At 60.6% G+C, this 25725-nt stretch carries 19 protein-coding genes and 1 pseudogene; 6 read left to right on the forward strand and 14 right to left on the reverse strand.

The annotated features are described in order from the left end of the window. Positions 1-184 precede the first annotated feature (184 nt). The 6 genes from PMI18_RS24640 (at position 185) to PMI18_RS24615 (ending at position 9533) form a co-directional block, all read left to right on the forward strand. On the forward strand, positions 185-1372 hold the full coding sequence (locus PMI18_RS24640; protein ID WP_007896231.1) for an acyl-CoA dehydrogenase family protein: 1188 nt from the start codon (positions 185-187) through the stop codon (positions 1370-1372). Beyond that, the gene (locus PMI18_RS24635) at positions 1369-2328 is read left to right on the forward strand and encodes a D-isomer specific 2-hydroxyacid dehydrogenase family protein (protein WP_007896232.1); all 960 of its coding nucleotides are present in this window, start codon (positions 1369-1371) and stop codon (positions 2326-2328) included. The genes PMI18_RS24640 and PMI18_RS24635 overlap by 4 nt, the downstream gene beginning before the upstream one ends. Before the next feature lie 396 nt (positions 2329-2724). Then, the gene (locus PMI18_RS24630) at positions 2725-4857 is read left to right on the forward strand and encodes a TonB-dependent receptor (RefSeq protein ID WP_033035888.1); all 2133 of its coding nucleotides are present in this window, start codon (positions 2725-2727) and stop codon (positions 4855-4857) included. 56 nt (positions 4858-4913) lie between these two features. Next, positions 4914-6488 (forward strand): flavin monoamine oxidase family protein, encoded by a 1575-nt coding sequence (locus tag PMI18_RS24625; protein WP_007896236.1) that lies wholly within the window; start codon positions 4914-4916, stop codon positions 6486-6488. Between the two features lie 24 nt (positions 6489-6512). Then, positions 6513-7010, forward strand: coding sequence for a RidA family protein (locus PMI18_RS24620; protein ID WP_007896237.1), 498 nt, complete (start codon positions 6513-6515; stop codon positions 7008-7010). A gap of 36 nt (positions 7011-7046) precedes the next feature. After that, on the forward strand, positions 7047-9533 hold the full coding sequence (locus PMI18_RS24615; protein WP_007896238.1) for a TonB-dependent receptor plug domain-containing protein: 2487 nt from the start codon (positions 7047-7049) through the stop codon (positions 9531-9533). A gap of 165 nt (positions 9534-9698) precedes the next feature. Here PMI18_RS24615 and PMI18_RS24610 read toward each other — a convergent pair whose 3' ends face one another. The 14 genes and pseudogenes from PMI18_RS24610 to PMI18_RS24550 all read right to left on the reverse strand — a co-directional run bounded on the left by PMI18_RS24610 (position 9699) and on the right by PMI18_RS24550 (position 25702). Continuing rightward, positions 9699-10571: a DUF6282 family protein gene (locus PMI18_RS24610; RefSeq protein WP_007896239.1), complete on the reverse strand. Its 873-nt coding sequence runs from the start codon at positions 10569-10571 to the stop codon at positions 9699-9701. After that, positions 10568-11344 carry a hypothetical protein gene (locus PMI18_RS24605; RefSeq protein ID WP_007896240.1) on the reverse strand — a complete coding sequence of 259 codons (777 nt, stop codon included), beginning with the start codon at positions 11342-11344 and terminating at the stop codon, positions 10568-10570. The genes PMI18_RS24610 and PMI18_RS24605 overlap by 4 nt, the downstream gene beginning before the upstream one ends. Before the next feature lie 36 nt (positions 11345-11380). After that, positions 11381-12355: an NAD(P)H-dependent flavin oxidoreductase gene (locus PMI18_RS24600; RefSeq protein WP_007896241.1), complete on the reverse strand. Its 975-nt coding sequence runs from the start codon at positions 12353-12355 to the stop codon at positions 11381-11383. 76 nt (positions 12356-12431) lie between these two features. Further along, positions 12432-12803 (reverse strand): antibiotic biosynthesis monooxygenase, encoded by a 372-nt coding sequence (locus PMI18_RS24595; protein ID WP_007896242.1) that lies wholly within the window; start codon positions 12801-12803, stop codon positions 12432-12434. Between the two features lie 41 nt (positions 12804-12844). Continuing rightward, on the reverse strand, positions 12845-13375 hold the full coding sequence (locus tag PMI18_RS24590; protein ID WP_007896243.1) for a flavin reductase family protein: 531 nt from the start codon (positions 13373-13375) through the stop codon (positions 12845-12847). Continuing rightward, positions 13372-14541, reverse strand: a complete 1170-nt coding sequence (locus PMI18_RS24585) for an LLM class flavin-dependent oxidoreductase (RefSeq protein ID WP_007896244.1) — start codon at positions 14539-14541, stop codon at positions 13372-13374. Before PMI18_RS24585 ends, PMI18_RS24590 begins: the two co-directional genes overlap by 4 nt. Before the next feature lie 71 nt (positions 14542-14612). Beyond that, positions 14613-15320, reverse strand: a complete 708-nt coding sequence (locus PMI18_RS24580; protein ID WP_007896246.1) for an RraA family protein — start codon at positions 15318-15320, stop codon at positions 14613-14615. Further along, positions 15317-16521 (reverse strand): annotated as a pseudogene (locus tag PMI18_RS0129315) (isocitrate/isopropylmalate dehydrogenase family protein). Before PMI18_RS0129315 ends, PMI18_RS24580 begins: the two are co-directional and overlap by 4 nt. After that, positions 16521-17549 (reverse strand): nucleoid-structuring protein H-NS, encoded by a 1029-nt coding sequence (locus PMI18_RS24575; RefSeq protein WP_007896249.1) that lies wholly within the window; start codon positions 17547-17549, stop codon positions 16521-16523. Before PMI18_RS24575 ends, PMI18_RS0129315 begins: the two are co-directional and overlap by 1 nt. 455 nt (positions 17550-18004) lie before the next feature. Then, a complete protein-coding gene (locus tag PMI18_RS24570; protein ID WP_007896250.1) occupies positions 18005-18934 on the reverse strand; it encodes a LysR family transcriptional regulator in 930 nt (309 codons plus the stop codon). Between the two features lie 145 nt (positions 18935-19079). Next, entirely contained in the window at positions 19080-20264 is a 1185-nt protein-coding gene (locus PMI18_RS24565; protein ID WP_007896251.1) for an MFS transporter, read from the reverse strand. After that, on the reverse strand, positions 20261-21262 hold the full coding sequence (locus tag PMI18_RS24560; protein WP_007896253.1) for a zinc-dependent alcohol dehydrogenase family protein: 1002 nt from the start codon (positions 21260-21262) through the stop codon (positions 20261-20263). The genes PMI18_RS24565 and PMI18_RS24560 overlap by 4 nt, the downstream gene beginning before the upstream one ends. A gap of 79 nt (positions 21263-21341) precedes the next feature. Further along, positions 21342-24527: an efflux RND transporter permease subunit gene (locus PMI18_RS24555; RefSeq protein WP_007896254.1), complete on the reverse strand. Its 3186-nt coding sequence runs from the start codon at positions 24525-24527 to the stop codon at positions 21342-21344. Further along, positions 24524-25702: an efflux RND transporter periplasmic adaptor subunit gene (locus PMI18_RS24550; RefSeq protein WP_007896255.1), complete on the reverse strand. Its 1179-nt coding sequence runs from the start codon at positions 25700-25702 to the stop codon at positions 24524-24526. The genes PMI18_RS24555 and PMI18_RS24550 overlap by 4 nt, the downstream gene beginning before the upstream one ends. Between the last annotated feature and the right edge of the window lie 23 nt (positions 25703-25725).

Raw genomic sequence — 25725 nt, forward strand, 5'->3', positions numbered from 1 at the left:
CCTGTGGCGAGGGAGCTTGCTCCCGCTCGGCTGCGAAGCAGTCGCAAAACGGTTTGCCGGAATCACCGCAGTGCCTGGATTCGGGGCCGCTTCGCGACCCAGCGGGAGCAAGCTCCCTCGCCACAGTTGGTTACGGTGGCCACCAACCACTGCTGTTCACACTTTTTGATCGAGTGAATCCACCATGAGTCTTTCTTCTCAACATCCGCCCTTGCTGCGATCGGTAGAGGCGGCGAACTTCGAAGCCTTGCTGGAAACCATCGGCGCACAACTCAGCGCCACGGCGCACCTTTATGACAAAAGCGGCGCCTTCCCCCAGGACAATTTCAAGCTGCTGCAGGAGCACGGCCTGGTCGCGCTGACCGTGCCCAAAGCCCTCGGCGGCGGTGGCGCGAATCTGGCCCAGGCGCGCAAGGCGATCAGCGCAATCGCCAAGGGTGAACCCTCGACGGCGTTGATCCTGGTGATGCAGTACATCCAGCACGCGCGCCTGCAAGACAGTAAAACCTGGCCCGAAGCATTGCGCCTGCAAGTGGCGCAGGACGCCGTCCAGCAAGGCGCGTTGATCAACGCCCTGCGGGTCGAGCCCGACCTCGGCACCCCGGCTCGCGGTGGTTTGCCAGCGACCGTTGCCCGGCGCACCTCTGCCGGTTGGCGCATCAGTGGCCGAAAAATCTACTCCACCGGCAGTCATGGCCTGACATGGTTCAGCGTCTGGGCGCGCAGCACCGATGAAGATCCGCTGGTCGGTGCCTGGCTGGTGCACAAGGACACACCCGGCATCAGCATCATCGAGGATTGGGACCATCTGGGTATGCGCGCCACGTGCAGCCACGAAGTGGTGTTCGACAATGTGCTGGTGCCGCTGGATCATGCCGTCAGCGTCAGCCCCTGGAGCGCGCCGCAACCCGAACTCGATGGCGACGGCTTCCTGTGGATGTCGGTGTTGCTCTCGTCGGTTTACGACGGCATCGCCCAAGCCGCTCGCGACTGGTTGGTGGGTTGGCTGGAACAACGCAAGCCATCCAACCTCGGCGCGGCGCTCTCCACCCTGCCGCGCTTCCAGGAAACCGTCGGGCACATCGACACGCTGTTGTTCGCCAACCGCAGCCTGCTGGATGCCGCCGCCGAAGGTCGCACGCCAGCCAGTAACGCCGCGCAACTGAAATACCTGGTGACCGGCAACGCCATCCGCGCCGTTGAGTTGGCCATCGAGGCGTCTGGCAACCCCGGCCTGTCCCGCACGAATCCGCTGCAACGGCATTACCGCGATGTGCTGTGCAGCCGTGTTCACACGCCGCAGAACGATGCCGTGCTGCAAGGCGTCGGCAAAGCGGTCTTCGCCCAGCACCAGCCAAAGGAACGCCCATGAGCCAGCTCATTATCGCCAGCCAACTGGATGAAGACTTCAACGATGTGATTCGTCAGCGCCTCGCACACACGCATCCTGACGCCCGGTTAATCGACGTGCCGAGTGGCGTCCCCAGCGACCTGCCGACTGAAGTCAGTATTTTGCTGGCGCGGCCGATCAATGTTCGCGGCTATCTGGCACCGGACACACCGCCGCCGGGTTGGCCCTACGGCTTGAAGTGGGTTCAGGTGGTGTCTTCCGGCATCGACTTCTACCCTCAATGGCTGTTCAACGGCCCGCCGGTGAGCACTTCGCGCGGCAGTGCTGCCGAGAACATCGCCGAATTCGCTTTGGCCGCGATATTCGCTGCTGCCAAGCGTCTGCCGGACATTTGGGTGCATGACTCGCAATGGAATTTCACCGCACTGACGCCGCTCAAGGGCACCACCTTAGGGATTCTCGGCTTCGGTGCGATTGGCCGCAGCCTGGCGAACAAGGCCCACGCCTTGGGCATCAATGTGCTGGCGTTGCGTCAGAGTCAGACGCCGTTCGAGGTGGAAGGCGTCGAAGCCGCGCGCGATATCCATGACCTGTTTGCCCGTTCCGACCATCTGGTGCTGGCCGCGCCGTTGACCGGTGCGACCCGGCATATCGTCAACAGCGCGGTGCTCGCCAGCGCCAAACCCGGCCTGCACCTGATCAACATCGCCCGCGGCGGTCTGCTGGATCACGGGGCGTTGCTTGAAGCACTGGACAGCGCAACGATCGGCCTGGCTTCGCTGGACGTCACCGATCCCGAGCCACTGCCGGACGGACATCCGTTCTACACCCATCCACGGGTGCGCTTGTCACCCCATACCTCGGCGATTTCCACCAACAGTGGCCATGAGATAGCTGACAGTTTCCTGGCCAATCTTGAGCGTTATCTCAACGGTTTGGCGCTGGAGAATCAGGCAGACGTACAACGCGGGTATTGAATCCAGCCGAACCACCGTCATCGCGGGCAAGCCTCGCTCCTGTAGGAGCGAGGCTTGCCCGCGAATGCGTTTTAACCGCCCACATCAACATCAGTTTTACGCATCTCTATACAACACTTAATGCCTATTTTTTATAATTAACTTATAACCAATCGGACTTTTACAGCGCCGTATTATACAAATACTGTTACAACCATCACCGACCCCTGACCAGGTGGAGGCCCACGGAACTGCACGTTTTTCCGGCCGACACCATTCCACGGTCAACTGCCACACCCAAATCCGAAACCGGCTCAAGCCCCCCGCCGCCATGGCTTTCGAAACATGGCCCCGGCAACGCTTTGCCCAAAAAAACATAACGACGCCAACGCTGCGCTTACACACTTGGGGTTCACCATGCACAACACCTTCACTGCAAACCGTTTGACGCTGGCCGTGTCGCTGGCGATGTTCGGGTTGTCGGCCCACGCCGAAGAAAACACCATGGATGGTGCCCTCCCCGTTGTCACAGTCACCGCCGAACACCACAGCGAAGACCTGCAAAAAACCCCGCTGGCGATTTCCGCGTTCGACGAAAAAGCCCTGGAAGACAAGCAGATCAAAAGCATCCGCGACCTCTCCGGGCAGGTGCCGAACCTGACCCTGAGTCGCCAGTCGATCTCCTACAGCGCCCAGACCTACGGGATTCGTGGCATCGGCGAAACCGATCCGATCCAGGAAGCCGCCGTCGCGGTGTACGCCGATGACCTGTACATCCCGCGGGCGATTTCCTCGATGCTCGACTTCAACGACGTCGAGCGCGTCGAAGTGTTGCGCGGCCCGCAAGGCACGCTGTATGGACGCAACAGCAGCGCCGGCGCGATCCGCGTGATCACCCGTGATCCGACCCAGGAAACCCGGGGCTTCTTCGAGCTCGGCGCCGGCAATTACAACGCGCAGAACGGCCGATTGCTGATCAGTGGTCCGCTGGTGGACAACGCGTTGTTCGGCAGTTTTTCGGCGATTCGCCTGACCCGTGACGGCACGGTCTCCAACCCGACCCGCGGCGAGGATGTGAACAACGTCGACATCCAGTCCTACCGCGGCAAGTTGCGCTTCAACCCGATCGATTCGCCGTGGGATGTGCAACTGACTCTGGCCGGCACCTTCGACCGTGGCGACACCACCAGCTACACGCCGTTTGATGCCGACGGCCACTTCGATAAATTCAAGAGCTACAGCAGCCTCAATCCGAAGAACCGACTCGACCAAGGCAGCTCGGTACTGCGCGCAATCTACGCCATCGACGACCACTTGAACTTCAAATCGGTGACCGCTTATTCGGCGTTCAACCAGCCGGTGGACTATGACAATTCGGGCCAGGCAGCATTGATCCAGCAAAACCTGATCACCTACAAGCAGGACTACGCTACCCAGGAATTCCAGCTCAACGGCGACTACGACAAATTCAGCTTCAGCACCGGCCTGTACCTGTACCGCGAAAAATTCGAAGCCGACCGCGACAACCTCACCTATTCCGTGGCGCGCAATCGGGTGATTGGCCAGGGTCAATACAGCACGACCAACACTGAAAGCTACGCGTTGTACGGCCAGGGCAGTTACAAGATCACCCCGCAGTTGTCGCTGATCGCCGGGCTGCGCTTCACCCGCGAACACAAGAACTTCGACTACACCAACTACGCGATTAACACTAACCGGCAGATCACCGGGACCAACTTCAGCGCCAATTCGAGCAAATCGTGGCAGTCCACCAGCCCCAAACTCGGCTTCGAATACGCCTGGACGCCGCACCTCAATCAGTACGCCTACGTCGCCAAAGGGTTCAAGGCCGGCGGCTACGACAACCGTGCGCCAACCCGGGCCGCGGCTGAGCAAGCGTTCTCGCCGGAAGACGTGACGACCTGGGAAACCGGCTTCAAGGGTGACTTCTTCGACCAGCGCCTGCGGGCCAACCTCGCGCTGTTCTACAACGACTACAAGGATTTGCAGACCAACGCCTACGACCCGGCGCTGGGTGTCAGCCTGCGGACCAACGTCGGCCAGGCACACACCTATGGCGTAGAACTGGAAACCCTGACTGCGCTGACCCGTGATCTGCAACTGACCGCCAATGTCGGCTACCTGGAAAGCCAGTACGACGACTTCGAAAATGCCAGCGGCGCCGGTGTCGATGCCAACGGCAAGCAGTTGGTGTTCTCGCCGCGCTGGAACGCCAGCGTCGGCCTCAACTACACCATCCCGGCCGGACTGCCCGGTACCTGGCTGGCGGGCACCGATGCGCAGTTCCAGACCAAGTCCTACGCCAACGCGCTCAACGACGACGTCCAGGAAATTCCCCAGCAGACCTTCTGGAACGCCAACACCCGTTACCTCTCCGGCGACGGTCACTGGACCACCACGCTGGCCGTGAAAAACCTGCTCGATCGCGCCTACCCGCAATCGGTCGGCTACGTGCCCTCCAGCGGCGCCCGCTTCTACTCCATCAACGACCCGCGAACCCTCTTGTTGTCCGTGCGCTACGACCTCTGATCCCTGACGCGCCCCTACACCGGATTCCTTACCGCTTGAATGCAAGGAGCACCACGATGGCTGTTACCCGTAGAGAACTGATTTCCCGTATTGCCGCCGTCGGTGGCTATTCCGCCGCTGTCAGCGCCCTCGGTGCATTGGGGCTCACGCCTCAGGCCGTGGCGGCAACATTCAATCCGCTGCAACTGGGCAGCAGTGGCAAAGGCAAGCACGTGGTGGTGGTCGGTGCCGGTATATCCGGCCTGGTCAGCGCCTACGAGCTGCGCAAGGCTGGCTTCACCGTGACCATTCTCGAAGCGCGCGAGCGAGTGGGTGGACGCAACTGGACTCTACGGCGCGGCACCAAGGTCGATTTCGACGATGGCATCAGCCAGACCGTCGACTTCGATGACGGGCAGTTTTTCAACGCCGGTCCCGCGCGTATTCCCAGCCATCACCAGACGATCCTCGGCTACTGCCGCGAACTGGGTGTCGAGCTGCAAGTGCTGGTCAACAGCAGCCGCAATGCGCTGGCCTTGCCCGACCCGACCAAACCGGCGTTCCAGTTACGCCAGGCGGTCAACGACACCCGCGGCCAACTGTCTGAATTGCTGGCGCGCACCGTCAGCCGCAAGGCCCTGGACCAGGACTTGAGCGTCGATGATCGCAAGGCGCTGCTCAATTTCCTCAAGGTCTATGGCGATCTCAACGCCGACTTCAAATACAAGGGCTCGGTGCGCTCGGGATACACCCGCATTCCAGGTGCCGGCGATCAAACCGGCATCACCCGTGCACCGCTGGAGCTACAGACCCTGCTCAATCCCAAGCTCTGGGGCGCGTTGGTGTTCGATGAAATCCCGGAGTTTTCCTCGACCATGTTCCAACCGGTTGGCGGTATGGACCGAATTCCCTACGCGTTCTACGACAAGCTCAAGGATACGGTGCGTTTCAACGCCGAGGTCAGCGACATTCAGACCTCCGAAAACGGCAGCCGCATCACCTACCGGGACCGCAAGACCGGCACCACCCAGACGCTGAGCGCCGATTACGCCATCGTCACGGTCCCCCTGCCGTTGCTGGCCAAGCTGCCGAGTAACTTCAGTGCGCCGTTCAAGCAAGCGATTCTCAGCGCGCAAAGCGATCAGGCGAACAAAGTGGCCTGGCAGTCGCCGCGTTTCTGGGAAACCGACTTCAACATCTACGGCGGATTGTCGTACCTGGACCATGAAGTCAAAGGTTTGTGGTACCCCAGCGACCGGTTGAACAGCGCCCAGGGGATTCTGGTCGCGGCCTACAACACCAGCGAATCGGCCCAGGCCTTTAGCAAGAAATCCCTCGCCGAACAGTTCGCCTCCTCGCGGCAAGCCGTCGAACTGCTGCACCCCGGCCACAGCACCAAGCTGCAAAAACCAGTGGCCATCAACTGGGCCAAGGTGCCTTTCAGCAAAGGCCCGTGGATCGTCAACGACGAGGTCGGCGAGAGCGCTTATCAGATCCTCAACGAGCCTCAGGGCCGCACGTACCTGGCCAGCGACGCCCTCGCCCATGGCGGCGTCGGCATCTGGCAGAACAGCGCCGCCGACTCGGCGCGACGCATCGTTTCCCTGATCGGCCGCCATGCCGAACGCCAGCAACCGGGCGTTGCCGCCTGACTTTTTTCAATAAAGGACTGACCGATGAAAACCATGACTTTGCTCACAGGACTCCTCATGACCGCCACCGCTCTCAGCAGCCACGCCGACGAGATCAAACGCATCGCCCTGCCCAATTCCAGTTTCCCGATTTCGCTGGCGGTGTCGGTGCCGGCCCAGATCGACCTGCTGTTTGTCAGCGGCCTGCTCGCCGACCTGCACGATCCGAAAGCACCGAAGGATTCCTTCGCTGCCTATGGCGACACCGCGACGCAGACCACCTCGATTCTCAACAAGCTCAAAGGCGTGCTGCAAAGCCAAGGACTGGACCTGGGTGATGTGGTGCAACTTCGGGTGTTTCTGGTGGGCGATCCGGCCAAGGGCGGCAAGCTCGATTTCGCCGGGTTGCAGGAAGGCTATACGCCGTTCTTCGGCAGCGCCGCGCAACCGAACAAACCGGCACGCACCGCCGTGCAGGTAGTCGCCCTGCCGCTACCGGGCGGCTTGGTCGAAATCGAAGCCGTCGCCGCTCGCAAGAAGTGACACGGACCTTAGCCGACATTCAGGAGCTTCACTCTCATGCTCAACTGCCAAACACGTCTTGCTGCGCCTGCCTACCGCCCGTTATTGCTGCCGCTGTCGATTGCCTGTGGCCTGGCCTCGTTCAACATCGAGGCCGCCGAAAGCAGCTCACCGACTCTCGACACGGTAGTCGTCACGGGCAACCGTGGCACCGTCCAACGCACCGTCACCACCAGCCCGACTCCGATCGACGTGGTGACCGGCGAACAATTGCGTTCGGTGGGCAAACCGAGCCTGTTGGAGGCGCTGAGCAAGTTCATCCCGTCCTTCAACCTGCCCGACCGCGCCGGTTGGGATGCCAGCGGCGTGGTTCGCTCGGCCACCCTGCGGGGGCTGACAGCGTCCCATGTGTTGGTGCTGGTCAACGGCAAGCGCCGGCATACCAGCGCCACGTTGAACATCAATGGCATCAACAGCGGCGCAGCACCCAGCGACCTCGACCTGATCCCGGTGGCGTCCATCGATCACATCGAGGTGCTGCGCGATGGCGCGGCGGCACAGTACGGTTCGGATGCCATTTCCGGGGTGATCAACATCATCCTCAAGCAAACCACCGGCGGCAGTTCCGACACCACCCTCGGCCAGGGCTATGACGGCAAACGCGGGACCGCGCAGGAGGCGCTCAATTATGGTTTTCAGGTCGGCGAAGCCGGTGTACTCAATGTCTCGCTCGACACCCGCTATCAGGAACGCGACAACAAGGCCGGCAGCAACGGCTATAGCACGCATTACTATCCGCAGGCCGACGGCTCGCCCGACCCGCGCGAGGCCGATGCCAGCCACCACACTTACAAGGGTTACGGACTGCCCCGCAGCCAACTGGCCGATGTCGCCTACAACCTCGACCTGCCGTTGAACGATGCCGTCACGCTCTACTCGTTCTCGACCTTGGCCACACGGGAGAACAACGACGGCCAGAATTTCCGCCTGCCCAATGGGCGCAACACCATCACCACCGGCCCCAATGGCTATCCCGACGGTTACAGTCCTTACTGGTTGATCAACGAAACCGACTTCCAGTCCGCCTTCGGCGCCAAGGGCGAGGATTTCGGCGGCTGGGCCTGGGACCTGAGCAGCACCTACGGGCGTAACTACGCCAAGCAACGCACCTACAACAACCAGAACCCGTCGCTGGGCGAAAACACCCCGAACAAGTTCACCTCCGGCATTTACATTGCGGACCAACTGACCAGTAATCTGGATCTGAAAAACAGCTACGAAATCGGCTTGGCCAAGCCGCTGGATGTCGCCTTCGGCTTCGAGCACCGAGGTGAAAGCTACGAGACCCGCGCCGGCTCCGAAGCCTCGTATATCGATGGCGGTTACGTGTTCCCCGCCGGCCATCCGCGCGCCGGGCAGCGTCCCGATCCAGGCGCCCAGGTCACCAACGGCATTACGCCTGAAGATGCACAGAAAGTCAGCCGCAACAGCGTCGCCAGCTACATCGACCTGGGCTTCTACCCCGTCGAGCAGTGGTACCTCGGCGTCGCAGCACGGTACGAGCATTACAACGAAGGCGTCGGTGGCACCCGCAGCGGCAAAATCAGCACCCGCTACGAATTCAACCCGGTGTTTTCGGTGCGCGGCACTGTCAGTAATGGCTTTCGTGCGCCGTCGCTGGCCAATCAGATCTTCACCGCGCGCTCGACCGGGTTCGACACCATCAATGGCGTCTACCAGTCTTACAACTACGTGATTCTGCCGGTGGATTCAGCCGGCGCCCAAGCCCTTGGGGCCGAGTCGTTGAAACCCGAACGCTCGACCAACTTCAGTCTCGGTTTCGCCCTGACTCCCAGCGAAGACCTGAGCCTGACCGTGGACGGCTACGTCATCAACCTGCGCGACCGCCTGGTGCTCAGCGAACGTTTCCAGGGCCCGGGCGTCGCCGCCCTGCTCGACAGCATTGGTGTGCCGGCCACCGCTGGCGCGCAGTACTTCACCAACGGTGCCAACACCCGGACGTCCGGGGTCGATGTGGTCGGCAATTACCGGCAGAACCTGAACCAGTTAGGCTCGGTGAGATGGACTGCGGCACTGAACTACAACCACACGAAAATCCTCAGCGTCAACGACACACCGTCACAACTGACCGCCCTGGGCGACTTCCAGCTGCTCGGACGCCAATCGCGAGCACTGATTACCAAAACCTCCCCCAGCAGCAAGATGATCTTCTCCGCCGACTGGGCGATCAGCGACTTCGACGTCAATCTGCGGCTGACCCGTTATGGCACCTACACCGAGGTCAACAGCTCGAGCGATCCAAGCCTGGATCGCGAGTATTCGGCCAAATGGATTACCGACCTTGACGTGGCCTATGCGATCAACAAACAGCTGACTGTGGCCGTGGGTGCGCAGAACCTGTTCGACAAGTACCCAGACCATATCGGCGTAAGCAACTCTTCGTTCGGCGATAACTGGGGCAGTTTTTCACCCTTCGGCTTCACCGGCGGTTACTACTACACCCGCGTGCAATACGCATTCTGATGTCTGCAAAGTCGCCTAGAACAATAGGATTCATAGGTGGTTACCCGTCCCTTACTTATTGTCGAGCATGCCATTGTGTTCGTGCAGTGAAACACAGGGTCCGGGCCAGAGCCCGGCCCTGATCAGGATTTCAGCATGACTTCAACAATCCCCCTCTCCCGACCATCAATGACTGAGCATCTCCAACGGGCAACCACGGGTGATCGATTCGACTCGCTCGGCACTCACCTCAAACTCCTTGAACCATTGCCTGCTCATCTCCAACCACGGACGGACGTCTGGCTGGCTGGTCTGACCCAGGTCCGAACTGTAGATCACACGGGGTACGTCGCGCAGCACTTTAGAAAAGTCTTCCTTGCTCTGATAGCCGAGCAGGTAGGTCAGCGCGGTCTGCTCGATGTACAGCGCAGGTAGGCTGCCCAGGTCCAGAAGGTCTTGCGCGTTCAGGCCAGTCAGTGGATTTGCTGGCTGGTTGAGCATCAGGCGTGGCACTTGCAGCCGATCGGCCGCTTCCACCAGGCGCAGAACTTCTTCGCGGTTGGCGTGCCCGGTGGAGATCACCACCGGGTAGTCACGGCTCATGCGCAGCAGGTCCAGCGTGGCGAGGTTCAGCTGACCGCTGCTATCGCTGACGGTCAGCGGCTTGATCGGTCGTTCAGTCAGGATCGAGTGACTGAGTGAGCGGGTCAGCCGACTGGTATGCGAACGGCCGGTCACGGTGGGCAGGTGCACGACAAAACGCAGGTCGACGGCACCGTGCTGGCACAGTGAACGTTCGACCACCCGCCAATCAAGGCCGCCGGCGATTTCATTGAGCACGATTGAACCGGACACCGGCAGTCCTTGTTCGCGGGCCTCCCAGGCTTGGGCGGCGGTGCAGCCGAGGTGATTTTTGAGCACCACCCAACCGTCCAGTGCCTGGTAATGGTGCCCGGCCTGCAGCGCGCTATGGCGACGCAAATAAGCATCAGGGCCGGCATGGTAATGAACATCAATAAAGCGTGCATGGGAGGCAGGGGCGGCGGTCGAAGCACTCATGCATGAGCCTCCAGATCGATTCCCAGGTGGGCTCGCACACCGGCGCGCACTCGCGCGAGGTCATCGAGCAGCGGTCGCATCCCGGCCCCGGGAATGCTGATGGCCAGATGTTGCGCGGAGGTATTGAAGCTGACATTGGTGGCCCTGACCAACTGCGAGTCCGCACCGAAGATGCTCAACAGGCGCCCCGGCCAGGCCGCCACTTGAGACTCCACGTCGAGCTCACTCAACAAACGAAAGCCTTGATCCAGACGTCGCCCGGCCTGTTCGTCGGCGCTCGCCAGCGCATCGGGTCGGCCCACCGGTGGCTTCACATGAGCCGGTAGCACCCATTGATCGAGCAGCATCAGCGCGGTGTCGACATCACCGGCGCTGGCCAGCTCGGCCATCGTCCCCAGTCGGCGATCCAGGACTTTGTCGGCCTTGGTCGGTGAAGAAATCAGCAGCGCCCGCGCCACTTGCTGGCCCACTGTGGTGGCGAGCAACCCCTGCACCACTGCCCCGCCCAGCGCCGAACCGGCGATCAGGGCAATGGGCCCAAGCGGCTCGAGCACCGCGGCCCAGCGCTGGGTGAAGCTGACAAAATCCTCGTGGTCTTCGGCCAGTAGCGAGAGCGTGTCAAAGATGATGACCCGATAGCCTTTATCGACCAGCGACTGGGTCAATGGGGCGAAAAACTGTCCCTGGTCCCAGGCGGGCATGACCGGTGACATCACCACGACCAGTTCCGGGCCCAGACCAAACTGCACATGTACGGGGGTTTTGCTGTTCATATCGATTCCTTTCCAGAAGAACACGCGCAGATCGCGTCAATCAAACAGTGTGCGGGCGCCACGCAGCGCCTGTTCCGCGCCACGCAAGGTCTGTTCGACGATGGTGGCGGCGGGCAAGACATCGTTGACCAGGTCGGCGACTTCCCCCGCCCAGATCGCGCGGACTTGCGTGTTGTCTTCGCGCAGCGCCTGGGCGTAGTCCTCACCAACACTGGCCGGAGCCTTCACCAGTTCGTGCTCGAAACCCAACCAGCGAGCAGTGAAATCATTGGCCAGCGCACGACCGCTGTATTGTTCCGGCCACTCGATACCCCGCACCAGGTCAAACGCGCGAGTGCGCACGGTATCGCCAGCGGTGGCTCGAACCAGACGTTGCTTGAGTTTGTTGGACGGCAGCGCCTCTTCACTGGCCAAAAATCGCGTGCCCATCATCACGCCATCGGCGCCCAGCAACAGGGCAGCGGCCAGCCCCCGGCCATCGGCAATACCGCCAGCGGCGATCAGTACCACCTCCTCGCCCACCGCATCGCGCACGGCCGGGATCAATGGCAACGATGCCCGCCGCAGGCTGTGCCCGCCGGCTTCGGCGCCTTGCACGATCAGCGCATCGGCACCGGCCTCCAGGGCTGCCAGCGCCTGATCGACGTCGTGCACCTGAACGATGGCCAGCGCCCCGCTCTGCTTGATCGGAGCGATAAAAGGCCGGGCATCGCCAAACGACAAGGCAACCACGCTGGGCCGATAAGACAGGGCCAGCTCCAGCAGTTCGAAGCGCTTGGCCACGGTGAACATCACCAGCCCAACGCCCCAGGGTTGCTTGACGTCCTTCATCAGCTCCAGCTCGGTTTTCATCCAGTCCGGATCGCCATAGCTGGCGCCCACCAGACCAAGCCCGCCGGCCCGTGAAACCGCAGCGGCCAATCGTCCGCCGGAAGCACCGCCCATGGGCGCCAGGATCACCGGGTTGGTGGTTTTAAGCAGTCGAGTCAGCGCAGAGTCAAAATTGCTCACGGTTTATCTCCTTGATGTACCGATAAAAGAATTCGCCGAGCGGCAAGCCCGCGACATGCACGGGCCTGCACCTCGCTTAAACGTGCGCCGCGGCCACCGGGGCGTAGGCTGCCGGGATGTAGTCGTTGACCTTGTACAAGTGGAACTCCCAGGTACCGGTCTCTTTCAATCGGTTGTAGCGGCTCAGGAACTGCTCGTCGGAAAACAGCGAATCGAACTCTTCTTTGCTGCTCCATTGCGCCTGGTTGATCACCGTCTTGCCGTCGATACTTTTGAACAGGCGACTCCACTGGAACGACGGATAAGCCTGCGCCACGTAGCTCACTGCCGAGCGCAGTACATCGAGGGCGGCGTCTTGCTGGCCTTCGAAGACATGCACGACGTTAACCAGGAAAATCGCGTCGCTTTCGTCAGGGGTCGGTGCTTCGAATTCAGTCAGGTTGTTCATGATTGCCTCCTGGCAAACGTAGGTTAAAAAGTTCTCGTGGCTCAGTGAATCAGCGCGCAAGACTGTGCCGGTTTACCGTCCTGCCAGAGCAGCGGTGAAATGCGTTCAGTGACCAGCGAACGCTCGACCCGACCGACAATCACCTCGTGGGTGGCGTAGGTCAGTCGGGCATCCACGCTGCAAAACAGCGTGGCCTGGGCGTCAGGCAGATACGGCAAGTCGTCGAACGCCGCCCAGTCACCATGTTCGAAACGCGCCTGCCCCTTGAGCTGGCCGGCAAAAACGCCGACCAGTTGGCTTTGCGCCGCATCGAGCAGGTTCACGCTGAACCGTTGATTGGTCAGCAACGGCTCACACAGACTGGCCGAGCGGTTGATGCAGATCAGCAGCGAAGGCGGCTCGGTACACAATGAGCTGACCGCCGTGGCGACCATGCCGCTGCGTGCGTCGCCAACGCCGGTGGCGATGATCGAAACCGTGCTGGTCAGGCGCCGCATGGCCCGCTTGAAGTCCTCGGCCGGCTCCGTGCTCAACGGCTCGACGGCCAGCGCCAAAGCGCTTCGGGCGCTCATGCCACCGCTCCAATGATCCGCCGGGCGCTGTTGTGGGGCTGGCGCAGACCGGCGTCTTCCATGCGTGGCAAGACGTCTTCGAGAAACTCGTCAAGGCCACTTTTGTAGTCGAGCCAGGTCAGGCAGATACCGTCGATGCCCAGGTCGCTGTAACGCTGGAATTGTTGGGCGATCATTTCAGCGGTACCTACCAATGGCACCCCGGCGAAACCGGCCTTGAAGTGGAAGCGGAAGCGTTCGGCGTCTTCGGTGCTGGCGAACATCCCGCTCTGAATGCCGATCTCCGAGGTGACGTTATCCAGTGCGACTTCATCGCCATGCTGATTGACGTAGTAGTCGAGGTACTTCTCGGCTTCCTCCAGCGTGTCTTTCTGTACGACATAGGAGTAGACCCAGATCTGGATCTCGCGCCCATACTCCAGGCGTGCCAGGTCGCGGTAGGCCTTGATCTGTGCGCGAATGGTGTCGTCGTCATCTTCGTGCTTGAGGATCAGGAACGCCGCGTCGCAATGCTCGGCACAAAACCGGCGACCGCGCTCGGAACCACCGGCATTCATCAGGAACGGCTGGTTGAGTGGTTTGGGTTGGGCGAAACCTTGGGCAATGTTGAAGAAGTCGCCCTTGAAGTCGAAATTGGCCGGCTCGTTCCAGGCCAGCCGGGCGACTTTCAGCCATTCATCGGCATGGTCATAGCGCCGGTCATGCTCCAGCTGCACACCGCCATTGAACATGCCCATTTCTTTACCGTACCAGCCGCAGATCATGTTCAGACCGAAGCGGCCACCGCTGATATGGTCGATGGTCGCGGCCTGCTTGGCCGCGAACAACGGGTGCACGGTCGACAGGTGCGAGGTGGTAAACAGGGCGATCTGTTCGGTCACCGACGCCAGCCCCGCGGCCCAGGTGTAGGTTTCGAAAGACACGCCCATCGGGTCGCTCGCGCCACCCCAGCCGCGCCAACGCCCTACCGGCAGCAATAACTCAAGGCCGGCCTTGTCGGCTTTTTTGGCGATTTCCAGGTTGCCGCTCCAGTCGCTGGCGCTCAAGCGCTCCGGGACGGTGGTCAGGGTGCAACCTCCTTCGATATTGAGCGCGAACACCCCAAGTTTGATTTTGTTGGTGCTGCTGCGCATCGGATTGGTTTTTACCAAATGGTTCGAAGTCATCTCTCTTCTCCTTAAGTGGGCGTCATGTGCCGTCTCGCACGACGCCTGTTCATCGCACGCAGATAGGCCGCTCAGGCGGCGCTCGGGCTCTTGGCCTCAGCCGCAAGCCACGGCTGGTCATAGCGGTGCAGGCGTCGCGCCTCGGCCAGCGACAGGCCTTGCGCCACCGACTCGATGATGTCGCGCTCGGTCTTTTCCACCGATTGGGCGCGCTTGATGACTTCCTCGGCCTTGTCGATGGGGATCACCAGGCAGCCGCTGGCATCGCCGACGATCAAATCCCCCGGGTTTACCGTCACCGCACCGATTTGCACCGGCACCTGGGTGGCCTTGAGTTGCACGCGGTTCTTTCCCGATTGCATAAACCGCCCACGGCTGAACAACGGGTAACCGAGTCGGGTCACGGTGTCGATGTCGCGGGCAGCACCGTCGATCACCGTGCCGCGGATGTTCCGGCTCAAGGCCACATGGGTGAGGATGTCGCCCCAAACGGTAGCGTCCAGGCGCCCGGCATTGCTGGACACCACCACGGAGTCCGGGGGGACGTCGTCAATGTAGTTGGCGGCGTTCTTGAACCCGTCGCTCTGGTTGACCGGCTCGTAGAGCACGGTGAAGGCAAAGCCTGAGCAACGGGTACCCGGGACTTGTTGGACGATGCCTTGCAACCCGGCATCAATGCCGAGACTATCGAGGGCATCACTGAGTGACGCCGTATCCAGAGCTGCGCATTGCTCCAGCAGGGAGGCGCGTTGTTGCACCGAGAGTGAAAGGTGGCTCATGCATGACTCCTTGCGGGCAAAGCCCGGCCGTTGTCGGTTTGCGGGTTGAGTGGACGAAGGTTGAGCACGCTTCTTTCGATGATGGCCGCGGCGCATTGCCGGGTGGTTGCGTGACCACCGCTGTCATAGGTCTGGCAGTCGTGCTTGACCACTTGCGCCACCGCCTGCTCGATGGCCAGGGCCTGGGCGTGGTAGCCCAGGTGTTCGAGCAGCAATGCCAGAGACAGAAACATCGCGCTGGGGTTGGCCTTGTTCTGGCCGACATGCGCCGGGGCGCTGCCGTGTACCGGTTCGAAGTAGGCCCCGGCATCACCGATGTTCGCGCTGGGTGCGAAACCGAGGCCACCCATGACCCCGGCACCGAGATCGGAAAGGATGTCGCCGAACATGTTCTCCGCGACGATCACGCCAAAGCGCTCCGGACGACGGATCATCCACAGGGCGACGGCGTCCACGTTGTCGATGTTGTAGGCGATGTCCGGGTAGTCCGTGGCAACGCTTTCGAGGATGCCCTTGGCAAACGCGCCGCTGTAACGCAATACATTGGGCTTGTCCGCCAGGGTCACACGCGGGTAGCCGTGCTTGCGGGCGTAGTCGAAGGCGTAGCGAAACAGTCGAGTCAAACCGGCCCGGGTCTGCAATCGCACCGTCATCGTCGCATCCTCGGGCGAGTCGCGGTGCCAGGGCGCCCCGGCCAGTTCCGCGCCTTGAGCACCGGTTCGAACTCGGCGGGTATCGCGGCAAAGTCCAGCCCCGCGTAGAGCCCTTCGGTGTTTTCCCGGATCACCGTGAAGCGAAACCGGCCTTCACCCAGGACATCGGTGACTGGCCGCACATTGGCGTACAGACTCAGACGCTGACGCAGCTGAATCACCGGCGAGACGTAAACCCGCGAGGTGTTGCGCAATTGCTCCGGCAGCTCGGCCTCGGCTTCCTGCAAAGCCTTGCTGGTGATGGCGCCGAGCAACGTGGCATCGGCGGCGGCGATTTTTGCCCAGGTCTCGGCCGGTACCGGGTCACCGCCGGTTCGCCAGCACTCCCAACCGATCTGGCCGAAATCCAGATCGATGGGCAACGCCAGCGCCTCGAAGATCGGCAGGATAGCCTCGACCACTTCCACGCCGACGCCATCGCCGGGCAGCACACAGACTCGATGACGCGACGGCTGCCCCGGCAACGCCGATGAATGAAGTACCGTCATCACATTTTTCCTTCAGCGGAAAGACGAGCAGGGAAACTGGCTCGGGAAATCACCGTCGGCCGTGCTGCGTGCCGCGCAAACAGGTCCTGCTCGTGCATCGCTCTGAGCGCCTGGAAGATCGAGTTGATCTGCAACCGGGACATGGTGTCCTCCAGCCGTTGCGACACATCGAACGGCAGGTTGTAAGCGCCCAGCATCACGTCCATGAGCGGGGCTGGCAGACTGCTCAGTGGCACGCTTTCAGCGGTGTACTCGGACAGTTGCAGGGCCTTGACCAGGTCATAGCCATTGGCACTGCCGATGCGTTCCAGATAGGCGATGAACATGCCCAGGTGCAAGTTGCCCGCCCCTTTGCCCATGCCGCAAATCGAGGTATCAATGTATTCCGCACCGGCATCGACCGCTGCGATGGAGTTGGAAAGTGCCAGGGAAAGATTGTTGTGCGCATGAAAGCCCAACGGCGCATGCACTCTTCTGGAGATCCGGCTGATCAGCAGTTCAACATCATCGGGAATCATGTTGCCGTTGGAGTCGGCAAAATAAATGATATCGGCCCCGGCCCCTTCCGCACGCAATGCAATGTCGGTAACAGCACCCGGTGTTTGCGTGGTGATATGGGTAATGTTGGCGCTGGCCAGGAAGTTGAACGACTTGGCCAACTGGATGGTTTCCAGCCCTTGTTCAAGTTGATCGGCACGCAGGCATACCCGAATCATTCCGACGCCATGTTCGGCCAGCATTTCAAAGTCTTCGCTGGCTACATTACGCGGGTGAACCATGACACACAGCCCTAATTGGCCGTGTGCGGCGCGGCGTAATGAATCCAGATATTCAGGGTTGACCGAACTGCTCAGGCCATGTTCTTTTTTGCGAATGAAAGAGCCATTGCAATAGCCCACTTCAGCGTGAACTACACCTACATCAGTCAAGTGCCCGATTGCATTAGCGGCATAGTCGGCAGTGAATTCAAAATTATTACGATAACCACCATCACGGAGCGTTACATCAATAATTTTTACTTTACTCATGATCCAATTCCTTCTGTGGGTTCTCTTAAAACTCTGGACACGCACGCAAGTACGCTCCGGTTTTATCCAGTAGTAACGAGGCCGTAATGCAGGATTATTCCTGAACAGGTTTTTACGAGGCATGAGTCGAGGGCCGCGAAGGCCGAAGATAAAGTCAAACATATTTTTTTCAGCGTCAGATGCCATCGAACACGTTCAATGGGCAAATGGAATCATGGCTGTTTTTTTATTATGGAATGTCCGCAATCGGAGCGGCGTGTGCCATGTCCGGTGGGAGGACTATTGAAAACCCTGGCAAAGGTTTTCAATCGTCGAAGGAAGCGTGTTTCTTATTCTTGGACTGATACTGGAAGCTGCCCGCTTGTTTGTAAACTCCCCGTATTCACCCCAGGGGGTTAAAAAATTCACCTTGTGTTAATTCAATAGTGAACTACACCCCCTCTCAAAAAGATGCCTCAGAAATAATGCTCAGTCGGAAAACAACTGACCAGGAAGTCCATTAGCGAACGAATAGGGGCTTCCTTGCGTAAATCTTCATGCACCACCAGCCAGATATCGATCATCAGATCCGAATTATGGAACTGGGCCTTTTCCAGTGCAGGGTCTTTCAGGCCATAAAAATTGGGCAACAGCGCGATACCGACACCGGCACGGGCCGCCGAGGCCTGAACTTCAAGGCTTCTGGCGCGCAATACCACAGGGCGCTCCGCAGCCACCTCGCGCAGCCACACCTGTTGTCGAGAGTGTTCCATGCTGTCGTCATAGACGATGTACTCGTACTGATCGCTAGTGTGCTCTGCCAGGTACTGCGCACTGCCGTACAGCCCGAACGACACGGTGCCGATCTTGCGCGCCACCAAGTCCATCTGGGTCGGGCGGCACAAACGAATCATCAGGTCCGGTTCGGGGCTGCACAGGGTGCCGATATCGTCCTGCATCAGCAGGCTCACATTGATCGAGGGGTGTTCACGACGCAAGCGCCCCAGGTGCGGGGCAATGAACTCGGAGGTCAGCAGGGGTGGTGCACTGACCGAGAGGTCGGCGACCATTTCCGTTTGCACCGAAAGCGCCACCTTGGAAATCGCCTTGGCATCTTTCTGCATTCGCCCGGCGATTTCGGCGATGCGGTGACCAAACGGCGTCATTTCATAGTTGCGTTTGCGTCGGTCAACGAGTTTGAGGTTCAGTGATGACTCCAGCGCCGCGATCCGCCTCGCGACGGTGGCATGTTCCACACCCAGCTCCCTCGCCGCGCTGCTAAGCGACTGCGTGCGGGCGAAAGTAACGTAATGGCGCAGATTCTCCCAGTCGAACATGCTGATGTCGCGCGATTCCAGGCCTACGGGCCAGTTGCAGGAAGCATTGTGCAAAGGTAACGAATTCATGTGGCCTCGATCGATTCTCGATGGAATGACAATCCAGGGTGTCGACCCATAGGCTTCCTTCCTGGATATCCTTGTTTGGGCGATGGCGGCCACGCACTGACGAAAATACACCCCCATCCGTGCGGGCTGCGATGCATCGTTCAACTCAGTCTGCGGCGATCTGCGCTCCTCCCTTGCGCGGCTCGGCACTGAAAAACAGAACTTTGATCACGATGACCAATACGGCCAGCGCCGCAAATAGCAAACCACTGTACAGGGTGCCCTGCAAACCCATGCGCGCCAGGAACCACCCACCCGTCGTTGACCCGATCGTCACCCCCAGGTTGATGAACGAGATATAAATGCCGGTGGCGAATTCGGGCGCTTCCGGCGCTTCGGAGGTCAGCCATATCTGCGTGACGATCAGCCCGCTGGTATGGGTCGCGCCCCAGATCACCACAATAATCAACATTGTCATCAGGGACGGACCGGCGAACAGGTACAACAGCCCATAGGCACCGGCCAGCAGGATCGGGTGCAGGAGCGTTGTCCGGACCATGTTCTGCCCGATCAGCTTGCCGGCATACAGATTGCCCGCGACGCCGCCAATACCGAAGATCACCAACAGGATGCTGATCATCTGCGCGCTCATGCCCGCTTCCTTGGCCAGGTACTCGGCCGAGTAGCTGTACACGGAAAACATCGCGGCGAAAATCAGCGTCGAGGCGGTGATGTTCAGCCAGAGTGGAAATTTACGCAAAATAGCCAACTGCTCTTTGTAGGAAATGCGGGTTTTATCGGGCGCATCCGGCAGCCGGGCAATGATCCCCAGGCCGGCAATGCAGTTGACCACGGCGCAGAACAGAAACGAGGCCTCATAGGAAAACTGCGCCGCGATCAGCGTCGTCAACGGCACCCCCAACACCATGCCCATACTGGTACCGACAAAGGCCTTGGCGGCTGCACGGGTCGACTCCTGCGGTGGGTACAGCGAAACGGCTGCGACAAAGGCCAGGGAAAAGTACACAGGGTGAAACAGCGCCGGGATGATGCGCAGCACCATCAGCGACTCAAAGTTGGGCGCATAGGCCGACAACACACTGGTGCCGGCAAAAATGAACAACGCAATGGTGAGGATTTTTTTCCGGTTGAAGCGTGACAGCAGCAGCACCATGATCGGGCCGAATACCGCAATGATCAGCGCGAACAACCCCACCAACAGGCCGGCCTGGGATGCACTGATCGAGAAGCGCTCGATAATCACCGGAAGAATCCCGACGACGCCGAACTCGATGGTGTAAACCCCAAACAGGCCCAGTGCGAGAAAGTAGATCGGATGGAGCATTTTCATGATTCGGACTCCAGCGTGACCACGACTTTGCCAAACTGCTCGCCCGCTTCCAGGTACTGATGGGCGGCAACGATCTGTTCAAAGTCGAAGGTTTTGGCAATGACCGGACGCAACGTCCCCTCCTCCAGACCGGCAATGACATACGCCTTGGCGGCCTCAAGCAAGGCTGGCCGGGAGGTGATTTCGTGCAGCAGATAGCCGCGCAACGCCAGACTCTTGCCCAGCACCTTGAACAGTGGGAACGGCGCGGGCTCGGGGCTCAGAGCGCCATACACGAGAACGATCCCGTCAGTGGCGGCTACGTCGACCAGATGCTCCAGAAACGGCCCGCCCACCGGATCGAAGATCACCCGGGCGCCCTTGCCTGCGGTGATCCGCTCAACCTGTTGATTGAAATCCGCCGACTCGCTGGCCACCACGTGCGCGGCTCCGGCAGACAACAACTGCTCGCGCTTGGCCAAGGTGCGGCTGACGGCGATCGGGATGGCGCCAACCTGATTGGCAATCTGAATCGCCGCCAGGCCGACACTGCTTGAGGCCGCCGTGATCAGAACGAATTCGCCGGGCTGCAATACCGCGACATGAATCAACGCGCCCCACGCCGTGAGGTATTGCATCCACACCGCCGAGGCCTGAGCGAACGACAGGCTGGCAGGATGCTTGACCAGCATCGCCGCCGGCACCACGGCCAGTTCGGCATAGGTGCCCCACTGCGCGATCGAGGCCGGAGGAATCAGGCTGACGATGTCACCGACGGCAAACTGCCCGGCGCGTGCGCCGACGGCCTCGACAATACCTGCCGCCTCGTAGCCCAGACGGGAAGGAAACTGTGCCTCTTCCAGATACTGACCGGAGCGGAACATGGATTCTGCCCGGTTCAGACCAATCGCCTTGACGGTGATCCGTACTTCATCAGGCCCCGGTTCAGGTACCTTGATGTCATCAATCCTGAGTACTTCCGGGCCACCATATTGGCTAAACCGCACGACGCGCGTCATTGACTGTCCCTTTATTTCGTTGATTGACGGTAACTGTAAAGTGAGTGCGAATACTGAAAAACAAGCCGCTGTTCCATTCTTAACGGACAGTTATGTCCGCAACCGACGGTGCAAAGTCGTCCGTCAGCGAGCGTGATCGCCGTGTCGCGAGCAGCCGCAGCGCGACATAGAACACCGGGGTGAACAACAGGCCGAACAGGGTTACCCCGAGCATGCCGAAGAACACCGCGACGCCCATGGCGTGACGCATTTCGGCACCAGCGCCGGTAGAGAGCACCAGGGGCACGACCCCCATGATGAAAGCGATCGAGGTCATCAGAATCGGGCGCAAACGCAACTGACTGGCTTCGATGGCGGCGCGCACGATGCTATGGCCCTGCTGCTCGAGCTCACGGGCGAACTCGACAATCAGAATCGCGTTCTTGCTGGCCAGCCCCACCAGCACCATCAGGCCGATCTGGGTAAAGATGTTGTTATCGCCCTGGGTCAGCCACACCCCGAGCAGCGCCGACATGATGCTCATGGGCACGATGAGCAAGATGACCACCGGCAGCAGCAGACTTTCATAGAGGGCGGCCAGCACCAGATACACCAGCAGCATGCAGATCAGCAGGATCCACAACGTGGAGTCGCCGGAAATGATTTGCTGGTAGGTCAATTCGGTCCATTCGAACTTGATGCCCTTGGGCAGCGTCTCGGCCGCGATTCGCTCCACCACGGCCTGAGCTTGACCGGATGAATAACCCGGCGCGGGGCCGCCGTTCAGATCCGCAGCGGTGTAGCCGTTGTAGCGCACGACCATTTCCGGCCCATAGGTGGGGTGCACCTCCACCAGGCTGGCCAGCGGGACCATGTTGCCGTCGGCATTGCGGGTCTTCAGTTGCCCGATGTCATCGGAGTGGGCGCGGAACGGCGCATCGGCCTGCACCCGGACCTGATAGACCCGGCCCAGCAAGTTGAAATCATTGACATACAACGAGCCCAGATAGATCTGCAACGTATCGAAGACGTCGGTCATGGCAACCTGCGACTGCTTGGCCTTGACCCGGTCAAGATCGACCTTCAATTGCGGCACATCGATCTGATAGCTGGAAAAGCTCGGCCCCAGTTCAGGTGCCAGTGCGGCTTGCTTGAGGAACGCGCGAACCGCTTCATCGAGTTTTTCAAACCCCAGCGCGCCACGGTCTTCGAACTGCAACTTGAATCCGCCCAAGGTGCCCAGCCCCAACACCGGAGGCGGCGGGAACACGCCGGTAAAAGCTTCCTTGATCGCGGAAAACTGCTGGTTCAACGCCGAGGCGATGGCTGCGGCACTCATGTCCGAACCCTGCCGGTTGGCGAACGGCTTGAGGATCACGAAGATGATGCCGGCGCTTGACGAGTTCATCAGACCGTTGACCGACATGCCGGGAAATTCCAGGGTGTGGGCCACGCCAGGTTGCTTGAGGGCGATGTCGTTCATTCGCTGGATGACTTGCTCGGTACGCTCCAGTGAGGCGCCGTTGGGCAGTTGGGCCAGGCCGACCAGAAACTCTTTGTCCTGGGCTGGCACGAAACCACCGGGCAACGAATGACCAAGCCAGGCCGTGAGCCCGAGCAATACTGCGTAAAAACCCAGGGTCATGCTTTTGCGCTGAATCACCCGGCCCAGATTGCTGCCGTAGGATTGCTCGCCCCGCGCCGAGAGTCGGTTGAAGCGGCTGAACAATGGCCCCAGGAGCCGATCGATAGCACGACTGAGGCGATCTCGCGGTGCGTCGTGGGACTTGAGCAGCAGCGCGCACAGCGCCGGTGACAAGGTCAGGGAGTTAAACGCCGAAATGATGGTCGAAATCGCGATGGTTAACGCGAACTGCTGATAAAACTGTCCGGTCAGCCCAGGCATGAACGCCAGAGGTACAAACACACTCGCCAGCGTCAGGGTGATGGCGATGATCGGCTTGCTGACTTCCTCCATGGCCTTATAGGAGGCGTCTTTGGGGCTCAGCCCCCGGGCAATGTTGCGCTCGACGTTTTCCACCACCACGATCGCATCGTCGACGACGATACCGATGGCCAGAACCATGCCGAACAACGACAGGGCATTGATCGAAAAACCACAGGCGAGCATCAGTGAGAGCGTGCCGATGATCGACACCGGCATCGCCAGCAGCGGAATGATCGAGGCCCGCCAGGTTTGCAGGAACAGGATGACCACCAGCACGACCAGCAGCGTGGATTCGAGCAGGGTCTGGATCACCGCCAAAATGCTCGAACGGACAAACTGGGTCGGGTCGAAAACAATCGTATAGTCGACCCCGGCCGGCATGTCTTGCTTGGCCTGGCGCATGATGTCGCGCGCCTGATCGGAAATCGCCAGGGCGTTGCCACCGGCCATCTGGAACACGCCGAACCCCACAGCGGGCTTACCGTCGACCAGTGAGCGCAAACCGTAATCCGACGCCGCCAGCTCGACACGGGCAACGTCGCGCAAAAAAGTCACCGCCCCGCCCGGCGAACTCTTGAGGATGATGTCGCCGAATTCCTTTTCCGTTTTCAACCGGCCCTGAGTGTTGACCGACAACTGTTGGGCCACATCTGTACGCATGGGTTGACCACCGATGACACCGGCCGCGACCTGCACGTTTTGCTCGCGGATCGCCGCCACCACATCGTTGGCGCTCAATCCGCGCTGGGCCACTTTTTGCGGGTCAAGCCAGATGCGCATCGCATAGTCGCCGCCGCCCCAGATCCGGACTTCACCGACGCCCGGGATGCGTTCCAACTGGTTCTTGATGTTGAGAATGCCGTAGTTGCGCAGGTAGGTGGCGTTGTACTGGTCATCCGGCGAGATCAGGTGAATGGCCAGGGTCTGGGTCGACGATGACTTCATCGTTACCACCCCCAGCCGACGCACGTCTTCCGGCAGGCGTGGCAAGGCTTGCGAGACACGGTTCTGCACCAGTTGCTGCGCCTTGTCCGGATCGGTACCGACCTTGAACGTGACACTGAGCGTGAGGTTGCCGTCGCTATTGGCCTGGGACTGCATGTACAACATGTCCTCGACGCCGTTGATCTGCTCCTCGAGCGGCGCCGCCACAGTCTGCGCCACCACTGCCGGGTTGGCGCCGGGGTACTGGGCATTGACCACGATCAGCGGCGGGACCACGTCGGGGTATTCCGAGACAGGCAAGCGAAACAGCGAGATGATCCCGGCCAGCAAGATCAGAGTCGAAAGGGCTCCGGCAAAAATGGGTCGGTCAATGAAGAAGCGCGAAAAGTTCATTGCCCTTCCCTCGCATCGACGCGTTGGGCGAGCAGTGGTCTGACGGTGTCACCCGGCCGCGCCCGATGCAGGCCGTTGATCATGACTCGCTCGCCGGCTTGCAGGCCGGAATCGATGATTCGCAGGTCGCCCACCAGGTTGCCGGGGCTGACGCGCCGGTACTCGACCTGATCATTAGCGGTGACCACCAACACAAACTTCTTATCCTGGTCCGTGCCGATTGCGCTATCGTCGATCAGCACTGCCTGACGCGGCGGGCCGCCTCCGAGTTTGACTCTGGCCAGCATGCCGGGTCTGAGCAGGCCGTCGGTATTGTCGAAGCTGGCGCGCACCCGCAACGTAGCCGACTGCACGTCGAGCTGATTGTCCATCGACGCCAGTTTGCCCTCGCGGGAATAGTCCGTTTCATTGGACAGCCCGAGCATGACCGGCACTTCATTGCCCTTCGCACTGCCGTGATTGAGGTAGCGCAGGAACGTTTGCTCGTCGACGTCGAAAGCGGCATAGATCGGCGAAAGCGATACCAGGGTACTCAACGGCGCGGCATTTTCACCGGCGCTGACGATATTGCCCGCCGTCACCAGGGCACGGGACATGCGTCCGCTGACCGGCGCGGTGATGCGAGTGTGGGCCAGATCCAACCGGGAACTATCGAGTATCGCCTGGGCCTGCCGGACATTGGCTTGCGCTTCGCTGGCAGCGTTTTGTTTCTCGTCCAGATCGCGCATGGCGATGGCATTGGAGTTGATCAGCCGTTGTGCCCGGCCCAGATCGGTGGCGGTGTACTGGCTTCGCGACTTCGCCGCCGCCAGACTGGCCTGGGCCTGTTCGACCTGGGCGGTATAGGGTCTGGCGTCGATTTCGAAGAGCAAGTCGCCCTCCTTGACGATCGCGCCGTCCTTGAAATGCACGGCAACGATCGTCCCGGACACCAGCGGCCGGATGACCACTTTTTCGACCGCCTCCAGGCGCCCGGAATAGTTCTGCCAGTCGGTCACCGGCCTGGACAGCGCCATGGCCACATCGACTTCGGCGGCCGCTGGCGCCACGCTGGCCTTGGCGACAGTGGACGGTTCCCCGCGTAGCACGACCACCAGGGCGGCGACGATAGCGCAAGCAAGACTGGCACGGAGCATGAGCGCACTGCCCGAGCGTTTGGGTCGGTTCGAGTCCATAAAACAACTTCCCTGTTATTAAG

Source organism: Pseudomonas sp. GM102 (assembly GCF_000282555.1).
GTDB lineage: Bacteria > Pseudomonadota > Gammaproteobacteria > Pseudomonadales > Pseudomonadaceae > Aquipseudomonas.

What these genes read in the sequence shown, in the direction of transcription:
- PMI18_RS24640 (WP_007896231.1), top strand. Translation starts at nt 185, where the DNA reads ATGAGTCTTTCTTCTCAACATCCGCCCTTGCTGCGATCGGTAGAGGCG.
- PMI18_RS24635 (WP_007896232.1), top strand. Translation starts at nt 1,369, where the DNA reads ATGAGCCAGCTCATTATCGCCAGCCAACTGGATGAAGACTTCAACGAT.
- PMI18_RS24630 (WP_033035888.1), top strand. Translation starts at nt 2,725, where the DNA reads ATGCACAACACCTTCACTGCAAACCGTTTGACGCTGGCCGTGTCGCTG.
- PMI18_RS24625 (WP_007896236.1), top strand. Translation starts at nt 4,914, where the DNA reads ATGGCTGTTACCCGTAGAGAACTGATTTCCCGTATTGCCGCCGTCGGT.
- PMI18_RS24620 (WP_007896237.1), top strand. Translation starts at nt 6,513, where the DNA reads ATGAAAACCATGACTTTGCTCACAGGACTCCTCATGACCGCCACCGCT.
- PMI18_RS24615 (WP_007896238.1), top strand. Translation starts at nt 7,047, where the DNA reads ATGCTCAACTGCCAAACACGTCTTGCTGCGCCTGCCTACCGCCCGTTA.
- PMI18_RS24610 (WP_007896239.1), bottom strand. Translation starts at nt 10,571, where the DNA reads ATGAGTGCTTCGACCGCCGCCCCTGCCTCCCATGCACGCTTTATTGAT.
- PMI18_RS24605 (WP_007896240.1), bottom strand. Translation starts at nt 11,344, where the DNA reads ATGAACAGCAAAACCCCCGTACATGTGCAGTTTGGTCTGGGCCCGGAA.
- PMI18_RS24595 (WP_007896242.1), bottom strand. Translation starts at nt 12,803, where the DNA reads ATGAACAACCTGACTGAATTCGAAGCACCGACCCCTGACGAAAGCGAC.
- PMI18_RS24590 (WP_007896243.1), bottom strand. Translation starts at nt 13,375, where the DNA reads ATGAGCGCCCGAAGCGCTTTGGCGCTGGCCGTCGAGCCGTTGAGCACG.
- PMI18_RS24585 (WP_007896244.1), bottom strand. Translation starts at nt 14,541, where the DNA reads ATGACTTCGAACCATTTGGTAAAAACCAATCCGATGCGCAGCAGCACC.
- PMI18_RS24580 (WP_007896246.1), bottom strand. Translation starts at nt 15,320, where the DNA reads ATGAGCCACCTTTCACTCTCGGTGCAACAACGCGCCTCCCTGCTGGAG.
- PMI18_RS24575 (WP_007896249.1), bottom strand. Translation starts at nt 17,549, where the DNA reads ATGAGTAAAGTAAAAATTATTGATGTAACGCTCCGTGATGGTGGTTAT.
- PMI18_RS24570 (WP_007896250.1), bottom strand. Translation starts at nt 18,934, where the DNA reads ATGAATTCGTTACCTTTGCACAATGCTTCCTGCAACTGGCCCGTAGGC.
- PMI18_RS24565 (WP_007896251.1), bottom strand. Translation starts at nt 20,264, where the DNA reads ATGAAAATGCTCCATCCGATCTACTTTCTCGCACTGGGCCTGTTTGGG.
- PMI18_RS24560 (WP_007896253.1), bottom strand. Translation starts at nt 21,262, where the DNA reads ATGACGCGCGTCGTGCGGTTTAGCCAATATGGTGGCCCGGAAGTACTC.
- PMI18_RS24555 (WP_007896254.1), bottom strand. Translation starts at nt 24,527, where the DNA reads ATGAACTTTTCGCGCTTCTTCATTGACCGACCCATTTTTGCCGGAGCC.
- PMI18_RS24550 (WP_007896255.1), bottom strand. Translation starts at nt 25,702, where the DNA reads ATGGACTCGAACCGACCCAAACGCTCGGGCAGTGCGCTCATGCTCCGT.